Origin of the sequence: Embleya sp. NPDC020630 (assembly GCF_044334985.1) — a bacterium.
In the GTDB taxonomy this organism is placed as follows: domain Bacteria; phylum Actinomycetota; class Actinomycetes; order Streptomycetales; family Streptomycetaceae; genus Embleya.
In genome coordinates this window covers 147,791-165,428 of record NZ_JBIRUB010000017.1, presented here as the reverse complement: position 1 = coordinate 165,428, position 17,638 = coordinate 147,791, and the positions used below count along the sequence as shown (strand labels likewise).

13 protein-coding genes are annotated in these 17,638 nt (G+C 72.4%); 4 read left to right on the top strand and 9 right to left on the bottom strand.

The window, feature by feature from the left end; genetic code table 11:
• Positions 1–130 precede the first annotated feature (130 nt).
• The 6 genes from ACH4XV_RS37830 to ACH4XV_RS37805 form a co-directional block, all read right to left on the bottom strand.
• Positions 131–703, bottom strand: a complete 573-nt coding sequence (locus ACH4XV_RS37830) for a TetR/AcrR family transcriptional regulator (RefSeq protein ID WP_395797290.1) — start codon at positions 701–703, stop codon at positions 131–133.
• 907 nt (positions 704–1,610) lie between these two features.
• The gene (locus ACH4XV_RS37825) at positions 1,611–2,516 is read right to left on the bottom strand and encodes an ATP-binding cassette domain-containing protein (RefSeq protein ID WP_395797288.1); all 906 of its coding nucleotides are present in this window, start codon (positions 2,514–2,516) and stop codon (positions 1,611–1,613) included.
• Entirely contained in the window at positions 2,504–4,486 is a 1,983-nt protein-coding gene (locus ACH4XV_RS37820; protein WP_395797286.1) for a dipeptide/oligopeptide/nickel ABC transporter permease/ATP-binding protein, read from the bottom strand. The genes ACH4XV_RS37825 and ACH4XV_RS37820 overlap by 13 nt, the downstream gene beginning before the upstream one ends.
• Positions 4,483–5,421 (bottom strand): ABC transporter permease, encoded by a 939-nt coding sequence (locus ACH4XV_RS37815; RefSeq protein WP_395797284.1) that lies wholly within the window; start codon positions 5,419–5,421, stop codon positions 4,483–4,485. Before ACH4XV_RS37815 ends, ACH4XV_RS37820 begins: the two co-directional genes overlap by 4 nt.
• 8 nt (positions 5,422–5,429) lie before the next feature.
• The gene (locus ACH4XV_RS37810; protein ID WP_395797282.1) at positions 5,430–6,956 is read right to left on the bottom strand and encodes an ABC transporter substrate-binding protein; all 1,527 of its coding nucleotides are present in this window, start codon (positions 6,954–6,956) and stop codon (positions 5,430–5,432) included.
• Positions 6,957–7,304: 348 nt separating this feature from the next.
• Positions 7,305–8,732: a DUF3089 domain-containing protein gene (locus ACH4XV_RS37805; RefSeq protein ID WP_395797280.1), complete on the bottom strand. Its 1,428-nt coding sequence runs from the start codon at positions 8,730–8,732 to the stop codon at positions 7,305–7,307.
• A gap of 83 nt (positions 8,733–8,815) precedes the next feature.
• Between ACH4XV_RS37805 and ACH4XV_RS37800 the strand changes: the two genes are divergently transcribed.
• Both ACH4XV_RS37800 and ACH4XV_RS37795 read left to right on the top strand, forming a co-directional pair.
• Positions 8,816–9,508 carry a TetR/AcrR family transcriptional regulator gene (locus ACH4XV_RS37800; RefSeq protein WP_395797278.1) on the top strand — a complete coding sequence of 231 codons (693 nt, stop codon included), beginning with the start codon at positions 8,816–8,818 and terminating at the stop codon, positions 9,506–9,508.
• The gene (locus tag ACH4XV_RS37795; protein WP_395797277.1) at positions 9,505–11,892 is read left to right on the top strand and encodes a family 1 glycosylhydrolase; all 2,388 of its coding nucleotides are present in this window, start codon (positions 9,505–9,507) and stop codon (positions 11,890–11,892) included. Before ACH4XV_RS37800 ends, ACH4XV_RS37795 begins: the two co-directional genes overlap by 4 nt.
• A gap of 89 nt (positions 11,893–11,981) precedes the next feature.
• Here the strand turns inward: ACH4XV_RS37795 and ACH4XV_RS37790 are convergent, their stop codons facing one another.
• Together ACH4XV_RS37790 and ACH4XV_RS37785 are read right to left on the bottom strand one after the other, a co-directional pair.
• Positions 11,982–13,853 (bottom strand): glycosyl hydrolase, encoded by a 1,872-nt coding sequence (locus tag ACH4XV_RS37790; protein WP_395797301.1) that lies wholly within the window; start codon positions 13,851–13,853, stop codon positions 11,982–11,984.
• A gap of 436 nt (positions 13,854–14,289) precedes the next feature.
• The gene (locus ACH4XV_RS37785; protein WP_395797276.1) at positions 14,290–15,276 is read right to left on the bottom strand and encodes a LysR family transcriptional regulator; all 987 of its coding nucleotides are present in this window, start codon (positions 15,274–15,276) and stop codon (positions 14,290–14,292) included.
• Positions 15,277–15,384: 108 nt separating this feature from the next.
• Between ACH4XV_RS37785 and ACH4XV_RS37780 the strand changes: the two genes are divergently transcribed.
• Together ACH4XV_RS37780 and ACH4XV_RS37775 are read left to right on the top strand one after the other, a co-directional pair.
• Positions 15,385–16,278 (top strand): NAD(P)H-binding protein, encoded by an 894-nt coding sequence (locus tag ACH4XV_RS37780; protein ID WP_395797274.1) that lies wholly within the window; start codon positions 15,385–15,387, stop codon positions 16,276–16,278.
• 86 nt (positions 16,279–16,364) lie between these two features.
• A complete protein-coding gene (locus ACH4XV_RS37775; protein WP_395797272.1) occupies positions 16,365–16,730 on the top strand; it encodes a darcynin family protein in 366 nt (121 codons plus the stop codon).
• Here the strand turns inward: ACH4XV_RS37775 and ACH4XV_RS37770 are convergent.
• On the bottom strand, positions 16,720–17,616 hold the full coding sequence (locus ACH4XV_RS37770) for a peptidase inhibitor family I36 protein (RefSeq protein WP_395797270.1): 897 nt from the start codon (positions 17,614–17,616) through the stop codon (positions 16,720–16,722). The genes ACH4XV_RS37775 and ACH4XV_RS37770 overlap by 11 nt on opposite strands.
• Between the last annotated feature and the right edge of the window lie 22 nt (positions 17,617–17,638).

The following is a 17,638-nucleotide window of genomic DNA, read 5'->3' as shown; positions in this document are numbered from 1 at the left end:
GCGTGCCGGAGAAGCAGCCGCATAGTGGTTCTCTTCGGCTGTTTCTCCGGTGCGGCGAGGCGAGCGCAGCGAGGAGCCCGAAGGGCGGATGCCGGACGACGCGGCCCCGCCAAGATCCGCCGGACAGGACCTAGGGCTTCACTCGCAGGCCGGCGATCAGGATCTGCGCCAGCCGCCGCGCGTCGTAGCGCGCGTCGTTGTCGGCGCCGATGCAGAGGTTGCCGACACCGCGCATCAGCTCGTACGCCTCGATGTCGGGGCGAATCTCGCCGGCGGCGGCCGCGGCGGCCAGCAGTTCGGTGCACACCGGCAGGAGCCGATCGAGGAAGTAGTGCAGCAGCGCCTCGAAGCCGGCGTTGTCCGACTGCAACACGGCCGCGAGGCCGTGCTTGGTGACCAGGAAGTCGACGAACAGGTCGATCCAGCGCCCCAGCGCGGCGTACGGGGTCGCGCCGGTCGCGAGCAACTCCGGTCCGGCCTCGGCGCAGGTCTGCACCTGGTGCCGATACACCGCGATGATCAGGTCCGCCCGGGTCGGGAAGTGGCGGTAGATCGTGCCCGTGCCGACTCCGGCCCGGGCCGCGATGTCGCGCACCGGGGCCTCCACGCCCGAGGTCACGAAGACCGCGGCTGCGGCATCGAGCAGGATCTCCTCGTTGCGCCGCGCGTCCACGCGCTTGGGCCGCTCCACGCCGTCCTTCACCCTGCCGCCCCTCTCCCGCCGGATCCGCCGTCGGAACAGCGTTCCGCTTGTCCATGATGCCAGAGCGGGCACGGCGGGCCGGCCCCCGTTCGGCGCGACGATCGCGCGTGCCGGTCCCGGCGTGGCCGCCGCCTCCCTGCCGATCCGGTCGGCCCGCCGCCGGTGCGCGATACCGTGCGGGCCGGCCGCCGCGTCCCGGCCTCGCCCATCGTCGTGGCGCAAGTCCCGTGGGCCCGGCAGGCGTCGGCACCGCGGCAGGCCGGGGCGCCGACCTGCGGCGAGGGGGCCTTGGCCGCGGGGGCGGACGGGCGGATGCCGGCCCTCGCCGGGGCCGTGCTCGACAGGCCGGCCGACCGTGTCGGGCATGGCACGTTCGTGGCCGGGATCATCGCGGCGCGGCCGACGCCCGGGATCGGAGTTGGTCGGCATCGCCCCGGGCAGCCGCATGCTCGCCGTGCGCGCGTGCACCGCGCCGGGCGCCGTCACCGTCGGCGGCCTTGCCTGCGCCATCGTCACAGCGGTCCACGCGGGCGCACGGCGCCGAGGCGGACGATCCGCAGAGCTTCCCGGCGGCGTATCCCGACGTGCTCGCGGCCGACGCGACCTCGGCCCGGACGGCGCATGCGCGGCGTACTCCCAGGCCCGACCCGTGCCTGGCCCCGGCCGCGCCGGGCGGGTCGGTCCCGAGCGCGGGACCGGCCGGTCCGGGCCGCTTCGCCGGGAGCGGGGTGCGGCCGGTGGCGGTTCGGCGCCATGCGGAAGAGCTGCCACGGCCGGACCGACCCGGGCGACGGGTCCCAGGGCGGCGAGCCGGACCGGTGGCCGAACTCGGGCCGGCCCGCCGCCCTTCCGCCTCCTCGGCCGATCGGCGCCTCACCACCACCGAGTCTTCGCCGCGCCGCCCCGCCTACCCCACCCGCGCCCCCTGCGCCCCCTGCGCCCCCTGCGCCCCCTGCGCCGCCAACCGATGCCGGGCCGCGCGCCGTTCCGCCTGGCGGGCCGGGTTCGGTACCGGGGCCGCCAGCAACAGGGCGCGTGTGTACGGGTGTTCGGGGTCGGTGGTGACTCGCGCCGCGTCCCCGCATTCGACGATCTCGCCGCGCGACATCACCGCGACCCGGTCGCTCACGTGGCCGACCACCGACAGGTCGTGCGCGATGAACAGGTAGGCCACGCCCGTGGCCTGCTGGAGTTCGACGAGCAGGTTGATCACCTGTGCCCGGGTGGACAGGTCGAGCGCGCTCACCGGCTCGTCGCAGATGATCAGGCGCGGCGCGGGCGCGAGCGCGCGGGCGATGGCGACGCGTTGCCGCTGGCCGCCGGAGAGTTCGCGGGCCGAGCGCTCGGCGGTGTCCGCCGGGAGGCCGACCGCGTCGAGCAGTTCGCCGATCCGCTCACGCGCCGCCCGGCGGGTGTGCGTATGCCGCGCGGTGAGCGGTTCGGTGAGGATGTCCCCGATGGTCATCGACGGGTTCAGCGAGCCGTAGGGGTCCTGGAACACCACCTGGATGTCCCGGCTCAGCCCGCGCCGCGCCCGGCGGCCAAGGCCCTCGATCCGGGTGCCGGCGAAGGTGATCGTGCCGCCGGCCACCGGCGCGAGGCCGAGTACCGCGCGCCCGAGGGTGGTCTTGCCGGAGCCGGACTCGCCGACCAGGCCGACGGTTTCGTGCGCGTGTACCTCCAGACTCACCTCGTGCAGCACGCGCAGCGACGGGCGCCGCCGACCGCCGCTGCGGTACTCCACCACCAGTTTGTCGACGGCGAGCAGCGGCCGCGGCGCGTCCGCGGTGGCCGTCGCGTTCACCGGTTCCATACGATCACCTCGTTCTCCACGCGGACGCAGCGCACCACGCCGTCGCGGTGGGTGGTCGGCTCCGGGTGGACCGCGCAGTCGGGTGCGGCGTACGCGCAGCGCGGAGCGAATCGGCAGCCGCTGGGCCGGTCGTGGACCGAGGGCACCCGGTCCGGGATGGTGGGCAGTCGGCTCCGGGCGCCGGCGCCGTCCGCGATGGCGGCGAGCAGCGCGGCGGAGTACGGGTGCGCCGGGCGGGCGAACAGGTCCGCCGAGGTCGCGGTTTCGACGATCTCCCCGGCGTACATCACCGCCACCCGGTCGCAGATGTCCGCGACCACGCCCAGGTCGTGGGTCACCAGGATCATCCCCATGCCGTGCTCGCGCTGGAGCGAGCGCAGCAGGTCCAGGATCTCGGCCTGCACGGTGACATCGAGCGCCGTCGTCGGCTCGTCCGCGATCAACAGGTCGGGTTCGGCGGCGACCGCGCCCGCGATCAGGATGCGCTGGGCCATGCCTCCGGAGACCTGGTGCGGGTAGGCGGCGAACACCCGGGCGGGGTCGGCGATGCCCACCCGGTCCAGGAGTTCCAGGGCCCGGCGGCGGGCGGCGTCGCGGGACAGACCCAGGTGCGCGCGCAGCGGCTCGACCAGTTGGCTGCCGATCCGAAAGCTCGGGTCGAGATTGGACATCGGGTCCTGCGGGATGTAGCCGATCCGGCGCCCGCGCAGCGCGTTCACCTCCCGCTCGGACAGCGCCGCGAGGTCACGCCCGTCGAACACCACCCGTCCGGCCCGGATCTCGCCCCCGGCGGGCAGCAGGCGCAGTACGGCCAGCGCGGTTTGCGTCTTGCCGCACCCGGATTCGCCCACCAGGCCCAGGATTTCGCCCCGATCCACGCTCAGTGACACCGCGTCCACGACGGCGGCCTCGCCACCGGGCGTCGGGTAGGCGACCTCCAGGCCGTCCACCACGAGCAGCGCGCCGGTGTCCACGCCCACCGCCCGCTCGCGGGCCGACCCCCGTACCCGCCGACGCCGCGACGCCGGGGCCGGCTTGGGCACGTCCTCGAAGGCGTCCCGCAGTCCCGCGCCGAGCAGCGTGACCGCCAGCACGGTGAGGGTGATCGCCGCGCCCGGCCACACCGACAACATCGCGTTGTCGTACACGTGTACCGAGGCGTCGTTGAGCATCGCCCCCCAACTGGCCCGGTCCGCCTCGCCCAGGCCGAGGAAGGCGATGCCGGATTCGATGATCAGCGCGAGGCCGAAGATCAACGACGCCTGGGTGATGATCGGGACCCGCACCACGCGCAGGATGTGCCGCCCCATGATCCGGGGGTCGGACAGGCCGGCGACCCGCGCGGCGTCCACATACTGCTCCCCGCGCACCCGTTTCACCTCGCCGCGCACCAGCCGAAAGACGGGGGCGGCGGTGAGTACGCCGAGCACGACCATCGAGCCGACCAGGCCGGGCCCCTCCACCGCGACGAGGGCGAGCAGGACCACCACGCCGGGAAGGGCCAGGAACAGATTGGCCACCCAACTCGACAGCGCGTCCCACCAGCCGCCCACGTAGCCGGCCGCGAGCCCGGTGGGCACGCCGATCAGCAGCGCCACCCCGGTGGCGATGGCGCCGGCGAACAGGCTGGTGCGGCTGCCGTACAGCAGCCGGCTCAGTACGTCCCGGCCGGAGCCGTCGCCGCCGAGCGGATGGGTGCTCGACGGGTCGGCCAGGACCGCGTCCAACGCGGCCTTGTTGGGACCGTGTTCGCTCAACAACCCCGCGAACACGCCGGTCACGATCACCAGCAGCAGCACGGCCGACGCGGCGACCGCGATCGGGTCCCGGAGGAAGCGCCCGGCGGGCCCGTGCCGGCGCGGTGCGGCGGCCGGGACGGACTCGGCCGCGGGCCTGCCCCGTTGCGCGGACTCCGCCGGGGCCTGAGCGGCGGTCGGCGGCGCGATGGCCGCGGTCTGGTTGTCGTTCATCTCATGCCGACTTTCGGATCGAGCACGCCGGTCGCCAGATCGACGACCAGGTTGACGGAGACCACGACGCACACACTCACCAGGACGACCCCCTGCACGGTGGGTACGTCCGACTGCGAGGTCGCGCCGATGGCCAGCGAACCGAGACCGGGCAGCGCGAAGATCTGCTCGATCACCAGCGCGCCGCCGAGCAGCCCGATGAACTGGAGGCCGACCACGGTCAGCGCGGGCGGGGTCGCGTTGCGCAGCACGTGGACCAACAGCACGCGCCGTGGCGGCAGTCCGCGGCTGCGCAGGGTCCGTACGTAGTCCCGCTCCAGGACCGTGGCCACCGCGTTGCGGGTCTGCTGGGCGATCGCGGCGATCCCGGAGACGGCGATGGTGGCCACCGGGAGCACCAGCGAACGGGCCCAGTCCACGGGCGATTCGGCGAACGGTACATAGCCGGTGGCGGGCAGCCAGTCGAGCTTCACCGCGAACAGCGCCACCAGCAGGATGCCCACCCAAAGGCCCGGGATCGCGAAGCCGGCCACGGCGAGCACGTGCACCGAGCGGTCCACGATCCCGCGCCGGATCGCGGCGAACAGCCCGAGGGCGATGCCGAACAGCGCGCAGACCAGGGTCGCGGTCAGGGTCAGGGACAGCGTCACCGGCAGTTTGGTGCCGATCGAGTCGGAGACGTCGAGGCCGGTGGTCCACGAGGTGCCCAGGTCGCCGCGCAGCGCCGCCCACAACCAGTCCAGGTAGCGCGGCACGACCGGCCGGTCCAGGCCCAACTCCTCGCGTTTGGCCGCCAGTTGTTCGTCGGTGGCGGACACGCCCAGGATGCCGCGGCCCGGGTCGGGCAGCAGGTCCATCAGGAAGAAGGTCAGCGCGGAGACCACGAGCAGCAGGGCGACGGCCGAGATCAACCGACGGGTGAGGAAGGTGATCATGGCGACGCTCAGCCGGCGAGTTTGTAGTCGGACAGGGAGAAGAAGGTCTGTCCGGGCTGGTTGCTCAGCGTGATCCGCTTGGCCGAGAACATCACCGTCTCGCCGCGGAAGAGCGGCGCGAACCAAGCCTGTTCGACCACGTGTGCGTTCAACTGCCGATACAGCGGGCCCTGGTCCTGATCGCTCGCCTTGGCGATCCGTGCCAGCAGGTCGACCGCGACCGGGTCGTTGACCTTGAACGGATTGGTCGGCGCGGTGGGGGACAGCAGCGCGTTGGCGTCGATCCAGTTCTGCGTGGTGCCCCAGACGTACATGAACGCCGGGAATCGGCCGCTGAAGTACTGCACGGAGAGCTGGTTGGTGCTCACCGGGGTGTACTCGACCTTGATGCCGACCTGGTTCAACTGCTCGGCCAGCACCGGGTAGATCGCGGGCACGAAGGCGTTCTCGCTGGGCAGGCTGAGCTTGAAGCCGTCGGGGAAGCCGGCCTCGGTGAGCAACTGCTTGGCGCGGGCCGGGTCGTAGGGATACTTGCGGTCCAATTCCGGGTCGTACGCCGGGGATCCGGCCGCGAACATCTGCGTGGTGGGGGTGCCGACGCCGGCCATGATGGCCTTGAGGATGCCGGGGCCGTCGACCGCGTGGTTGATCGCCTGGCGCACGCGGGCGTCCTTGAGCGGCGGGGCGATCTTGCCGTCCCGGTCGACCAGCCACAGGCCGGTGACCTGGCCGGGTTGGCGGGTCACGGTCAGGCCCGCCTGTTTGGCGGCGTCCATCCGGGCCGGGGCGCCGATGCCGGCGTCGGCCTGGCCGGTGAGCAGCGCGGTGGTGCGGGCGTTGGTGTCCGGGATCGCCTTGATCACGACCTTGTCGAACGGGTACGCCGCGGGGGTGCGGTAGCGCGGGTTGCGGGTGTAGGTGTAGCGGTCGCCGCGGGTGGTGTGGCCGGTGTCCAGGATGTACGGGCCGGTGCCCACGGGTTGTGCGTTGGCGTCGGCGAAGGCTTTGGGGCCGACCATCATCCCGGCGACCAGGCCGAGGTTGAACAGCAGCGCCGGATCCGGGGTTTTCAGGGCCAGTTCGACCTCGGTGGGGCTGTTGACCGTGACGCCGGCGACGGTGGCGACCGCGAACGAGCTGGGTCCGTTGCTCGTGGCCATGCGGTCCAGGTTCTGTTTGACCGCGGACGCGTCGAACGGGGTGCCGTCGCTGAACGTGACGCCCTCGCGCAGGGTCATCCGCAGGTGCCGGCGCTCGGGGTCGGTGTAGGTCCACGCGGTGGCCAGCCCCGGGCCGACGCTCTGGTCGGGGTTGACCGTGGTGAGCGCGTCGTACAGGGGCTGGAGGTAGGCGAGCATGTTGCCCCCGGCCGTCTTCGCCGGGTCCAGGCTCGCCGCGTCGGCCGCGGCGGCCAGGGTCAGGGTCTTGCCGCCGGCGCCCTTCGAGGTGTTCGAGCCGCCGCAGCCGGCGACGGCGGCCACGACGAGTCCGGCGGTGGCGAGGGCCGCTACGCGGCGGCGTCCCAGGATGGTCATGACTGGTCCTTAGTCGAATTCGCGGGACGAATTCGGGAATCGAATTCCCCGGTGCGGTCGGCCGGCCGAAATGTTGGCCGTTACACGTAACGGAAGCGTGCGGTCGGGATACCCGGCGTATTCACGCGACGGTTACGTGGGTCGATGGATATGGCCGGGCATTTCGGCCGACCTCGCGGCGTGCTCGAATCGCCGCCGGACGGCCCGGGGATGCGGGTGGGCGCGGCCGGTGCTGCGGCGGTGCGGGTGCGGTGGCGCGGATGTGGTGCGGGCGCCGGGTGGGGCGGGCCGAGCGGGCCCGGGTGGGCCGAGCGAGCCGGGTCGGTCGGCCCGGGTGGGCCGGTCGGGTCAGGCCGGGTGGGCCGCCCGCCACGTGTTCGCCTGGGCGGCGATCAGCGCGGTGAGGTCGCCCATCGCGACGTTGTAGTCGACGGTGTGCGTGCCCAGCGGGACGGACAGGCCGCTGTCGGGGAACATCCCGGCGCCGCCGGTGATGTCGAACCAGGTCGCGGTGCCGTTCGCGTCCTGGGTGAAGGCGCACTTCCCGCTGATCCTGTCCTGGTACCGGGTGTAGCCGGACGGGTCGTCGGCCAACTCGTACGCGGACAACACGTGCGCGAGGTGGCCGCGCGGGTTGAGCCAGTTGCCGTCCATCAGACGGCGGGTGGGCATGTACATGTCCAGCGGTGTCGCCGTGTCGGCCGCAGTGCCGCGCAACAACGCGGCCGGGTTGACGCACATCATCTGGTGCCCCGGTATGGGTGTGCGGCCGAACGCCGATCCGGCCGGGAGCCCGCCCCCGGGCGGCAGCGCGTAGCTGTTGTACGCCACCACGCACCCGGTCGGGATCGGCGCCTGGGGCCCGGAGCGTACGCACGTGGGGATGTGCTGGAACGTCGAGGCCGGGTCGGCGCCACCGCCCTGGGTCCCACCGATCGGCACCTGGAGGTAGCCGCCGAGCAGCACCGCCGACACCAACCGGTCCTGCACGGCCGGGTTGCCGTCGATCTCCTGCTGCATCACCCGGGACAACACGCCGGTGCCCTGGGAGTGGCCCAGGAGCACCACACCGCGCCGCTGGTGGGTGACCGGGTCGGTGTTGTGGTTGGCCCAGTAGTCGCGCCAGGCGTCCAGGACGTCGCGCGAGCCGGTCTCCGCGTCCAGCGGCACGCCCAGGCCGCCGACCAGCAGTTCGGAGAAGGACGCCTGCCGATACATCGGGGCGAACACCCGACACGTGCCGGCGAAGCGGCCGATCTGGTCGAGGGCGGCCGCGAGCGCGCTGTTGGACGGGCTCGGGGGCAGGGATCCGATCCGCAGGAGCGGGTTGGGCAGCAGGTCGACGGTGGGGTACGCGTAGAAGCAGTCGATCTGCGGGTTCGCCGGCGCGGCGAACGGCTCGGGTACGCGCGAGCCGTCGGCGCGGACCGAGGTGGCGTCGAGCGTGGTGGTCGCCCCGTTGAGGTAGCGGGCGCTGAACGTGCCGTCGGGGCCGGGGCGTTGCGGGTTGCCGGCGAGGTCCTGGTTGCACGGGTTGGTCGCGATGCCGGGGCGACAGAGCCAGACCGTCTCCTTGAGCGGGGAGGTCAGGCTCTTGCCGGCCGCGTCGGCGGTCGAGGTGGTGTTCGCCGGGATGTTCGTGGCGGTGTTCGCGGCGATGTTCGTGGCGCTGTTCGGCGTGCTGTTCGGGGCGGCGGACGTGCCCGTCGGGATGACGGCGGCGGCCAGGGTCAGGGACAGCGCGCCCAGGGCGAGGAGGATTCTCGATCTGCTCATGGCGTGAGCTCCGATCCAGGTGTCGTGAACTTTCGACGGGATGGAACTTACTAAGGACTAAGTAAATAATCTAGAGTGCCGATGTGACTGAGAATTCGGATGCACGTAAACCAGCCGTCGGCCGCGCGCGGGGCCGCACCAAGGCGCCGACCGCGAAGGGGGAGGAGCGACGTCGGGAGATCGTCGCCGCCGCGTCGGAATTGTTCGCCCGGGCGGGCTTTCGCGGCACCGGTATGGCGGAGGTGGCCCAGCGGGTCGGCATCACCGAGCCCGGCCTGCTCTACCACTTCGGCAGCAAGGAGGGCCTGCTCCGGGCCGTGGTCGAGCACCGGGACCTGCGCAGTCAGGCATTCGCCCGGGACATCGCCGCGGTGGGCGGGCTCCAGGCGCTGCGGGAGATGCCCGCGTTCGCCCACCGCAACCGCGAACAGCCCGGTCTGGCCAAGCTGTTCGCGGTGCTGCTCGCGGAGAACCTGGATCCGGGCGACCCGGAGCACGACTTCTTCGTCCGGCGCTACCGCGAGATGCGCGCGGTGGTCGCCGGGATGATCCGCGAAGGCCAGCGCGGCGGCGAGATGCGGGCGGACGTGAGTCCGGAGCTGAAGGCGATCGAGATCCTGGCCGCGCTCGACGGCATCGCCTCCCAGTGGCTGCTCGATCCCGAGGAGGTCGACCTGGTGGTCAGCATCGAGGAGTACGCCCGGACGCTGATCCGGGACCTGGCCACCGATCCCGAGCCGGCCGAGACCGGCGCGCCCGAGGAGGTACAAGGATGATCGACGGCGGCGGTCGGGACTTCCCGCCCGCGTTTCTGTGGGGCGCGGCCACCGCGGCCCACCAGGTCGAGGGCGGCCTGACCGACAACGACTGGATCGACTGGGAGAACGCCGGCCGCACCGCCGAACCCAGCGGCGCGGGCATCGACCAGTGGTGCCGCTGGCCGACCGACATCGCGCTGCTGGCCGAACTCGGGCACACCGCGCACCGGATGTCGATCGAGTGGTCCCGGCTCGCCCCCTCGCGCGGGGTGTGGGACGCCGCCGCGTTCGACCACTACGCGCGGGTGCTTGACGGTGTGCGCGAGCACGGCCTCGCGGCGTTCGTCACCCTCCAACACTTCACCCTGCCGCGCTGGTTCGCCGCGTCCGGCGGCTGGCTCGCGCCCGACGCGCCCGAGATCTTCGCGGAGTTCGCCGCCGAGGCCGGGCGGCGGCTCGGGGATCGCATCCCCTTCGCGGGCACGATCAACGAGCCGCAGATCGTCGCGTTCAACGGCTACCTGAAGGGCAACCACCCACCCGGGTACCGCGATCGGGATCGGATGGTCGCCGCCAACGAGAGCCTGATGCGCGCGCACGACGCCGCCGTGACCGCGCTGCGCGCGACCGCGCCGAACACGCGGGTGGGCGTGTGCCTGCAACTCCCGCTGATACAACCGGCCGACCCGGACGGCGCCGCCGACGTCGAACTGGCGGACTGGTACCGGGAGATGCTGGTCACCCGGCACCTGGAACACCTGCGCAACGCGTCCGATGCGGGCGACTGGGTGGGCGTGCAGTACTACACCCGCGCCCGGGTGAACGCGGCGCTGGAACAGCAGCGACTGGGCGAGCCGCCGGCGGGCACGCCCACCACGCAGATGGGGTGGGAGGTCTACCCGGACGGGCTCACCGAGATGTTGCGGTCGGCCGGCAAAACCACCGGCCTGCCGATCTACATCACCGAGAACGGCATCGCCACCACCGACGACGCCGAGCGGGTGGCCTACCTGGACAGCCACCTGCGCGCCGTCCGGGCGGCCCTCGCGGACGGCGTCGACGTGCGCGGATACCTCCACTGGTCCGCGTTCGACAACTTCGAGTGGACACACGGCTACCGTCCCCGCTTCGGCCTGATCGGCATCGACCGCGCCAACGACCTGCAACGCGTGATCCACCCCAGCGCCCGCGCCTACCAGCGAGTGATCACAACGGGTCGAATAGCCGCCCTCCACGAACCCGACATCGACCCGGCAGCCGACCCGAGGGAGCCGCCGGCCGCCGGCCGCGCGGGGACCGGGCCGGGGCGCCGCTCGGGCGGTGGGACGGGACTTCGTTTCGGGTCCGAAAATTCCGAGTTGTCCGGCCGTTCGGCCGGCTTGTCGAAGGAGATGCTTGTGCGGATCGATCCACCTGTGGTGCGACTGTTGCAGCGTGTGGCCGCCGGGGCGCAGCCCGAGCCGCGGGATCTGGCGCTGCGGCGCGCGCAGTCCGCCGCCACCATGCGGCTCGCGGCGTTCCCGCCGGGCCCCGACATCGAGGTCACCGAGCACACCGTGCCCGTCGCCGACGGCGACATCGCGGTGCGGGTGTGGCGGCCGAGGAACCCGCAAACGCCCGTCCCCGCCTACTTCTTCCTGCACGGCGGCGGCTGGGTACTGGGCAACCTGGACACCGCCGAGGCCGAGTGCGGACCCGTGGCCTCGCTCGTCCCGTGCGCCGTGGTCCACGTCGACTACCGGCTCGCCCCCGAACACCCCTTCCCCACCCCGCTGGACGACTGCCTGACCGCCTACGCGTGGCTCCTTCAACACGCCGGCGAACTCGGCATCGATCCGAACCTGGTCGCCATCGGCGGCGCGAGCGCGGGCGGCAACCTGGCCGCCGCGATGTGCCTGGCGCTGCGCGAACGCGGCCTGCCGCAGCCCAGCCTCCAGGTCCTGGACGCCGCGCCGTTCGACCTCACCCCGATGCCGGACCCCGTCGCCGCCGGCGAACCGGCCCGACCCGGCCTGTCCGTCGCCGAGTTCAACATGTTCGCGCGGCACTACGTGCCGGAAGCCGAGGCCGCCGTCAACCCGCTGGTATCCCCGCTGCGCGCCGCCGACCTGTCCGGCCTGGCCCCGGCCCTGGTCGTGGTGGCCGAATACGACCCACTGCGCGACCAGGCCGAGGACTACCTCGCGGCGCTGCGCGCCGCCGACGTCCCCGCCGCCGGCATCCGCGTACTCGGCCACATCCACGGCGGCTGGGTCGTCCCGGCCACGGTCACCCACACCCTCGTCAACGAAATGCGCGCCGCAGCCCTGCGCCACGCCTTCGCCGGAACCCTGGTCGGCCCACTGACCCCACGCCTGATCGACCGCCTCGCCGCCGCCGAGCAGGCCCCGCAGCCCGCCTGACCGGCGGCCCGGCACCTCCGGGCCGAACCGGGACGGCGGCCGGCGCCGCACGCCGCGACACGTGCCCGTCGCGGCGTGCGGCGCCGGGTTCAGCGGACCGTGACCTCGTCGACGAACACGACGGCTCGGCCCGTGCCACCCGCGCCCCGACGCTCGAACTGCACGCCGATCTCCCGGATGTCGCCGGGCGAGCCGACCCCGGCCAAATTGAGGGTCAAGGTCGTGGCGTCCGGCCCGAGCGGAACGGCGCCGGCGTCGTACCACGTATTGGCGGCGGTGGTCTTGACGTAGAGCTTGGCCGTGCCGCCCGATGCCGTGGCCCGGACCGTGGCGGTCAGAGTTCGGCGACCGGACAGGTCGAACTGCGCGCGGCGGTCCACGTACGCCTCCGGGGCCGCGAGGTCGATCTCGGCGCCGAGCGAACGGCCGCCCTCACTCGCCCAGTCGCTCGTGCTCGCGGGCGCGGTCGCGGTGAGGTAGCCGGTCCAGCCCTCGGTACCGGACTCGAAACCGGAGACCAGGGTCGGCGCGGCGATCGCGGTGACGTCGTCCACGTACACCGCGCTGCGCCCGCTCGCGCCCGGGGCGGGCCGGAACAGTACGCCGATCTCGCGGACGTCGCCGAGGTCGGCCACGCGGCTCAGATCCAGACTCAACACCGCGCCGTTCGGGCCGACGCGGACCGCTCCCCCGTCGTACCAGGCCGACCCCGCGCCGGTGCGGATGTAGAACTTGGCGGTGGTGCCGGCGGCGTGGTTGCCCCACTCGGCGGTGCGGACCGTCGCGGTCAACGCGCGGTATCCGGTGAGGTTTTGCGGGGCGACGCGATTCAAGTACGCCTCGGGGGCGGCCAGATCGACGTCCGCCTTGAGGGATCGGCCGCCCTGCGTCGCCCATTCGTCCACCGACCAGGGCCCGGCCAGTACCTGCCAGCCGCCCCAACCCTGCGTGCCGGACTCGAAGTCCGCAAGCGGGACGGGTGTTCCGGCGGGGATGGGCCCGCCCTCGGTGCGCGCGGACAGGGCGATCTCACCGCGCGTGATCGTCCACGGGTCGCCCATCAGCCGGGCCGCACCGGTGTTGGCGGTCGGCCGCCACTGGTCGTTCCAGGCCATGAAGTAGGCGGTGGCCGGGAATCGGGTACGGATCGCGTCGATCCACTTCCCGTAGTCCAACGGCACGTCGATCACCCCACCGGGACCGCTCCGCGGCCCGATCTCGGCGAACGCGAACGGCTTTCCCAGCGCGACGAGTTCGTCGTACCCCTGAACGGCGGCGGGCTCGCGCACATAGCAGTCCAGGCCGACGACATCGGTATACGCCCCACCCGGGTAATAGGACGAGCGTTTGCCGTAGTTGCAGTCCGGCGCGTACACCCACAGCAGGTTGTGCAGGCCCTTGACCTCGGTGAGGTAGCCGTACATGTCACGCCACACCGCGGCGAACGTCTGCGGATCCTGCGCGCTCCACCAGAACGAGTCGCCGTTCATCTCGTGCAACGGCCGGAACAACACCGGCACGCCCGCATCGGCGAGATCGCGCAACCCCTCCGCGACCCGGTCGAGTTCGGCCTGCCAGCGCCGACCGGTCCCGGTGGTGCGGTCGGTGAGCCGATCGAACGTGGCCAACTTGCTGAACAGCCCGCTCCAGTCCGGCTGATCCGGATTGGGCAGGTGGGCGCTGACGGTGACCAGGCCACCGGACGCCGCCCAGTCCTTCAAGGTCGCGTTGCAGGTGTGGTCGATGGCGTTGCCGTCATGCCCGTAGTCGCACCCCAGCAGCCCGGGATACGCACCGGTCTGCGCCTTCGACTCCTCCACCTGGGCGAGGGAGAACGTCTTCCCGCTGTATCCGGCGAACTGCCCGGACACCACCCGATTCTGTGCCCGATTGCCCAAATGCCCGAGCCAGTCCCGGACATCGCGGGTGGCGGACGTGGCCTGCGGATCACTCGGCGGCACCGAATGCGCCCGAGCCGCCGACACCCCCGTCCCCGCCGAAACCACCACCGCAGCCACCAAGGCCGCACATCTTTGCCCCCATCGCGATCGCACGCAGCTCAACCCCCGTCGAAAGTGATCATCACGACGGCACACAGGCTAGCCACGCCGGCGGCACCGGGGTCGACGCTGGGGCGATGATCTCGCGGGTTTGGGCTGAATACCGCCGCGCCCCCGCGGCCCCCGACCTCTGGTCGCCCCCGGCACCTCCCGCGCCCCAACGCCGGTCGCCGCCCTGAGCCCGCGTCTCGCCCGCGGCGAAGCCGTGTCCGCCCCCGCGCTCACCGGCTCCCGCGTGGTTCGCGACCGGGATCGGGAGGACCCCGGCCACCTCCACTTCGACGCGCCTTCCCCCGATGTGCCGGCCGGCCTGGAGGAGCGACTGGAGGCAGGCCGGCTACCGGACTTCGTCCGCACCCGGCTGCCGGGACCGGGCGGCCCCGGTGTCCGTCGGTGCGCACAGGGTCCGGCGGACCGCGTCACGGAGCCAGCGGTGGGCGCCGTCGGCGGTGTGCCGGGGGTGCCAGGCCATGCCGATGGTCACCACCGGCAGGTCCAGGGGGATGTCCAGCAGGTGCAGGCCGAGGACCTCGGCGTCCCGGGTGAGGAGTGAGTGGGCCGCGCCGGGGAGTGCGGCGGGTACGAGGCAGACGACGTCGCCGCGGGCGGCCAGGGTCATCGCGGCCAGGTGAGCGGGCAGGACGATGCCGACGCGCCGCCGCAGGCCGTGCTCGGCCAACGCGGCGTCGAGGGGGCCGGTGAACCTGCCGCGACGGCTGACCGCGACATGTTCGGCGGCGGCGAGCCGGGCCGGCGTCAGCTTCCCCTCGGTCAGCGGATGGCCCGGCCGGACGGCCGCCACCATGCGCAGCTCGACCAGTGTCTCGACCCGGGTCTCCGGGTCCACGTGGTCGATCGAACCGACCTCCAGGTCGATCCGGCCGTCGCGCAGGGCGGGCCCGGCCTCCAGTTCCTCGGCCCGGATCCGGAACGAGACACCCGGCGCCTCCCGCCGACCCAGCTCCAGCAGCCCCGGCGCCAGCGCCGAGCCGACCACGTCGGCCGCCTGGAGCGTGAACGTACTGCGCAGTCCGGCAGGGTCGACACTCGCCCCGGGCCCGAGCAGCGCCCCCAGGCTGCGGACGACCGCGGCGGCCTCCTCGCGCAGGGCCTGGGCGCGCGGGGTGGGAACCATCGCCTGCCCGGCCCGGACCAGGAGGGGGTCTTGGAGGATGCGGCGCAACCGGGCGAGATTGCGGCTCATCGCGGCGGGCGAGGTATGCAGCCGCGCGGCGGCGCGCGTCACGCTGTGCTCGGCCAGCAGGGCATCCAGCGCGATGGCGAGATTGGCGTCGATGACCGGATCCGGGCTGCTCACCAGCATTATTCCATTTCAGTCAATGATTCCGTGCCGAAGTTCCCATTGTGGCATCACGGCGCTCCTCAGCAGGATGAGGGACGTAACGAACCGGCACGACACACGAGGTTTTCCATGATCGTCATCACCGCTCCCACCGGGAACATCGGCCGTCACCTGCTCTCCGGGCTGCTGGAATCCGCCCCCGCCGCGGGCGAGGAACTGCGCGTGATCGTGCGCGACCCCGCCCGACTCCCCGAACAGGCGCGCGGAGCCGTCGACGTGGTCACCGGCTCGCACGCGGACGCCGACGTCCTCGACCGGGCCTTCGACGGCGCGGACGCCGTCTTCTGGCTCGTCCCCCCGGACGCCGCGCTGACCCCGCACGACGCGTACATCGGCTTCAGCCGCCCCGCCGTCGAGGCGCTCGCCGCCCACGGCGTCGGCCACGTCGTCGGCGTCTCCGCACTCGGGCGCGGCACCGCGCTCGCCGACCGGGCCGGCATCGTCACCACCTCGCTGGCCATGGACGACCTCATCGCCGAAAGCGGCGCCGCCTACCGGGCCCTGGCCTGCGCGTCCTTCTTCGAGAACTTCCTGGAGGAGGCCGACTCGATCCGCGAACACGGCTTCTTCACCGACACCGTCGAGGCCGACCGCAAGGCCCCCCTCGTCGCCGTCGCCGACATCGCCGCCGCCGCGGCCGACCTGCTCCTGGACCGCTCCTGGACCGGCACCGGCAGCGTCCCGCTCCTCGGCCCCGAGGACCTGTCCGTCAACGACCTGGCCCGCATCATGACCGAGCAGTTCGGCCGCCCCGTGCGCTACGAGCGCCAGGCACTGGACGACATGTACACCGCCCTCGTCGGCTACGGCCTCAACGAGGCGTTCGTGCAGAGCATCGTCGACATGAAGCGGGCCAAGGACGAGGGCCTGGACGCCGGCATCACCCGCACCCCGGAAACCACCTCGCCCACCAGCTTCGAGCAGTGGTGCGCCCAAATACTCAAGCCCGCAGTCCTGTCCTGACATCCGGCGTTCGGCGCCCGCCGCTCGGCGCTCGGCGCCCGGCGAACTCCCCGACACCACCTACCACCCACCTTGGAGGCATCCCGATGTCCACCGACCAGACCGAACCCCCGGTCACCGCGTTCATGCTGGTCAAGACCACACCCGAGTGGCTCGCCCTGACCGTCGAGGAGCGTGTGCACGCCTTCACCACCCAGGTCCTGCCGGCCATCGAGGCCAAGACCACCGGCGTGCGATCACGCTTCTACGACACGGAGTTCTACTCCGTACGCGTCACCGACGTCTGGGTATGGGAGGCCGACGACCACAATGCCTACCAGCTCCTGATCGACGCCCTGCGCGAAACCCCGTTCTGGGACCGCTACTTCGAGATCGTCGACCTCCTCGTCGGCACCGAGAACGGCTACGCCCGCACGTACGGCCTCGAACCCGTGACCACCATCAGCACCTGACCCACCGATGCCGCCTCACACGTGTGAGGCTCCGCGGGCGTCGGGCCGCCGGCATCGTCATCGTCATGAAACTCAACCGAACCATCACGGTCCTGGCACTGGCAACCGGTGCCCTCGTCGGCGGCGTGACCCCGGCCCTGGCGGCCGGAACGACCGGCTGTGGCCGGAAGTTGAGTGAAACGCTCGGCCGGGATTCCCCATCCCGGCCGAGCGTTTCGCGTTGCCCACTCGCTACGCGCAGGAATCCGTCCACACGTGCGAACGCGGAAACACGCTCCCGTCGAGGTTGCGGCGGGTACCGGGGGGGGACGCAGCCGATTTCCTTCTGCAGGTGTTTGTCCGCGAAATAGGTGCCGTTGAACAAGGTCTCGCCCGCCGCGGCGCCCTTTCCGTTGTTGAAGACCGATCGTGGCGCCGTGGTGCCCGCCCAACTACAGACGTTCTTCCCCGCGAGCCAGTCGGCTTCGTCTCCCACCCAGGCACACATCCGGCCCCCGCCGTCGGACTCGGTGAAGAAGCAGACGCTGCGCGGGATGCAGCGTCCGTAGGCGACGGGAGAGACCGGGGTGGCCGAAGGCGTGCCCGCCGGCGCGGACGGGGTGTTCGAGTTCTTCGCCGTCGGGGAGTTCGTGTCGTCCGGGCCCAGGAGAAATGCCGTACCCGCCGCCGCCGTGCAGACCGCCGTGACGAGGGCGGCGGAGAGCAGGAGACGCTTGCGGCCCCGCGACTCGGCTACACCAGTGGGAAGTTGCAGCTGCTCGATGCGCCGGAGCAGGGAACGCGCGTCGTGCGGGGCGCGCGCGTCGTGGCTCGGGGCCAGGCAGTCACCGATGATCTCCCGCCATGCGGGCGGCAGTTCGGGAGCCAGGCGCAGAGGATCCAACATCTCGGTTCGTGGGGACAGCCGC

Bases quoted from the DNA above. Each gene is read 5' to 3' on its own strand.
- ACH4XV_RS37770 (WP_395797270.1), bottom strand. From the start codon at position 17,616: ATGTTGGATCCTCTGCGCCTGGCTCCCGAACTGCCGCCCGCATGGCGG.
- ACH4XV_RS37825 (WP_395797288.1), bottom strand. From the start codon at position 2,516: ATGGAACCGGTGAACGCGACGGCCACCGCGGACGCGCCGCGGCCGCTG.
- ACH4XV_RS37815 (WP_395797284.1), bottom strand. From the start codon at position 5,421: ATGATCACCTTCCTCACCCGTCGGTTGATCTCGGCCGTCGCCCTGCTG.
- ACH4XV_RS37810 (WP_395797282.1), bottom strand. From the start codon at position 6,956: ATGACCATCCTGGGACGCCGCCGCGTAGCGGCCCTCGCCACCGCCGGA.
- ACH4XV_RS37820 (WP_395797286.1), bottom strand. From the start codon at position 4,486: ATGAACGACAACCAGACCGCGGCCATCGCGCCGCCGACCGCCGCTCAG.
- ACH4XV_RS37775 (WP_395797272.1), top strand. From the start codon at position 16,365: ATGTCCACCGACCAGACCGAACCCCCGGTCACCGCGTTCATGCTGGTC.
- ACH4XV_RS37795 (WP_395797277.1), top strand. From the start codon at position 9,505: ATGATCGACGGCGGCGGTCGGGACTTCCCGCCCGCGTTTCTGTGGGGC.
- ACH4XV_RS37780 (WP_395797274.1), top strand. From the start codon at position 15,385: ATGATCGTCATCACCGCTCCCACCGGGAACATCGGCCGTCACCTGCTC.
- ACH4XV_RS37805 (WP_395797280.1), bottom strand. From the start codon at position 8,732: ATGAGCAGATCGAGAATCCTCCTCGCCCTGGGCGCGCTGTCCCTGACC.
- ACH4XV_RS37785 (WP_395797276.1), bottom strand. From the start codon at position 15,276: ATGCTGGTGAGCAGCCCGGATCCGGTCATCGACGCCAATCTCGCCATC.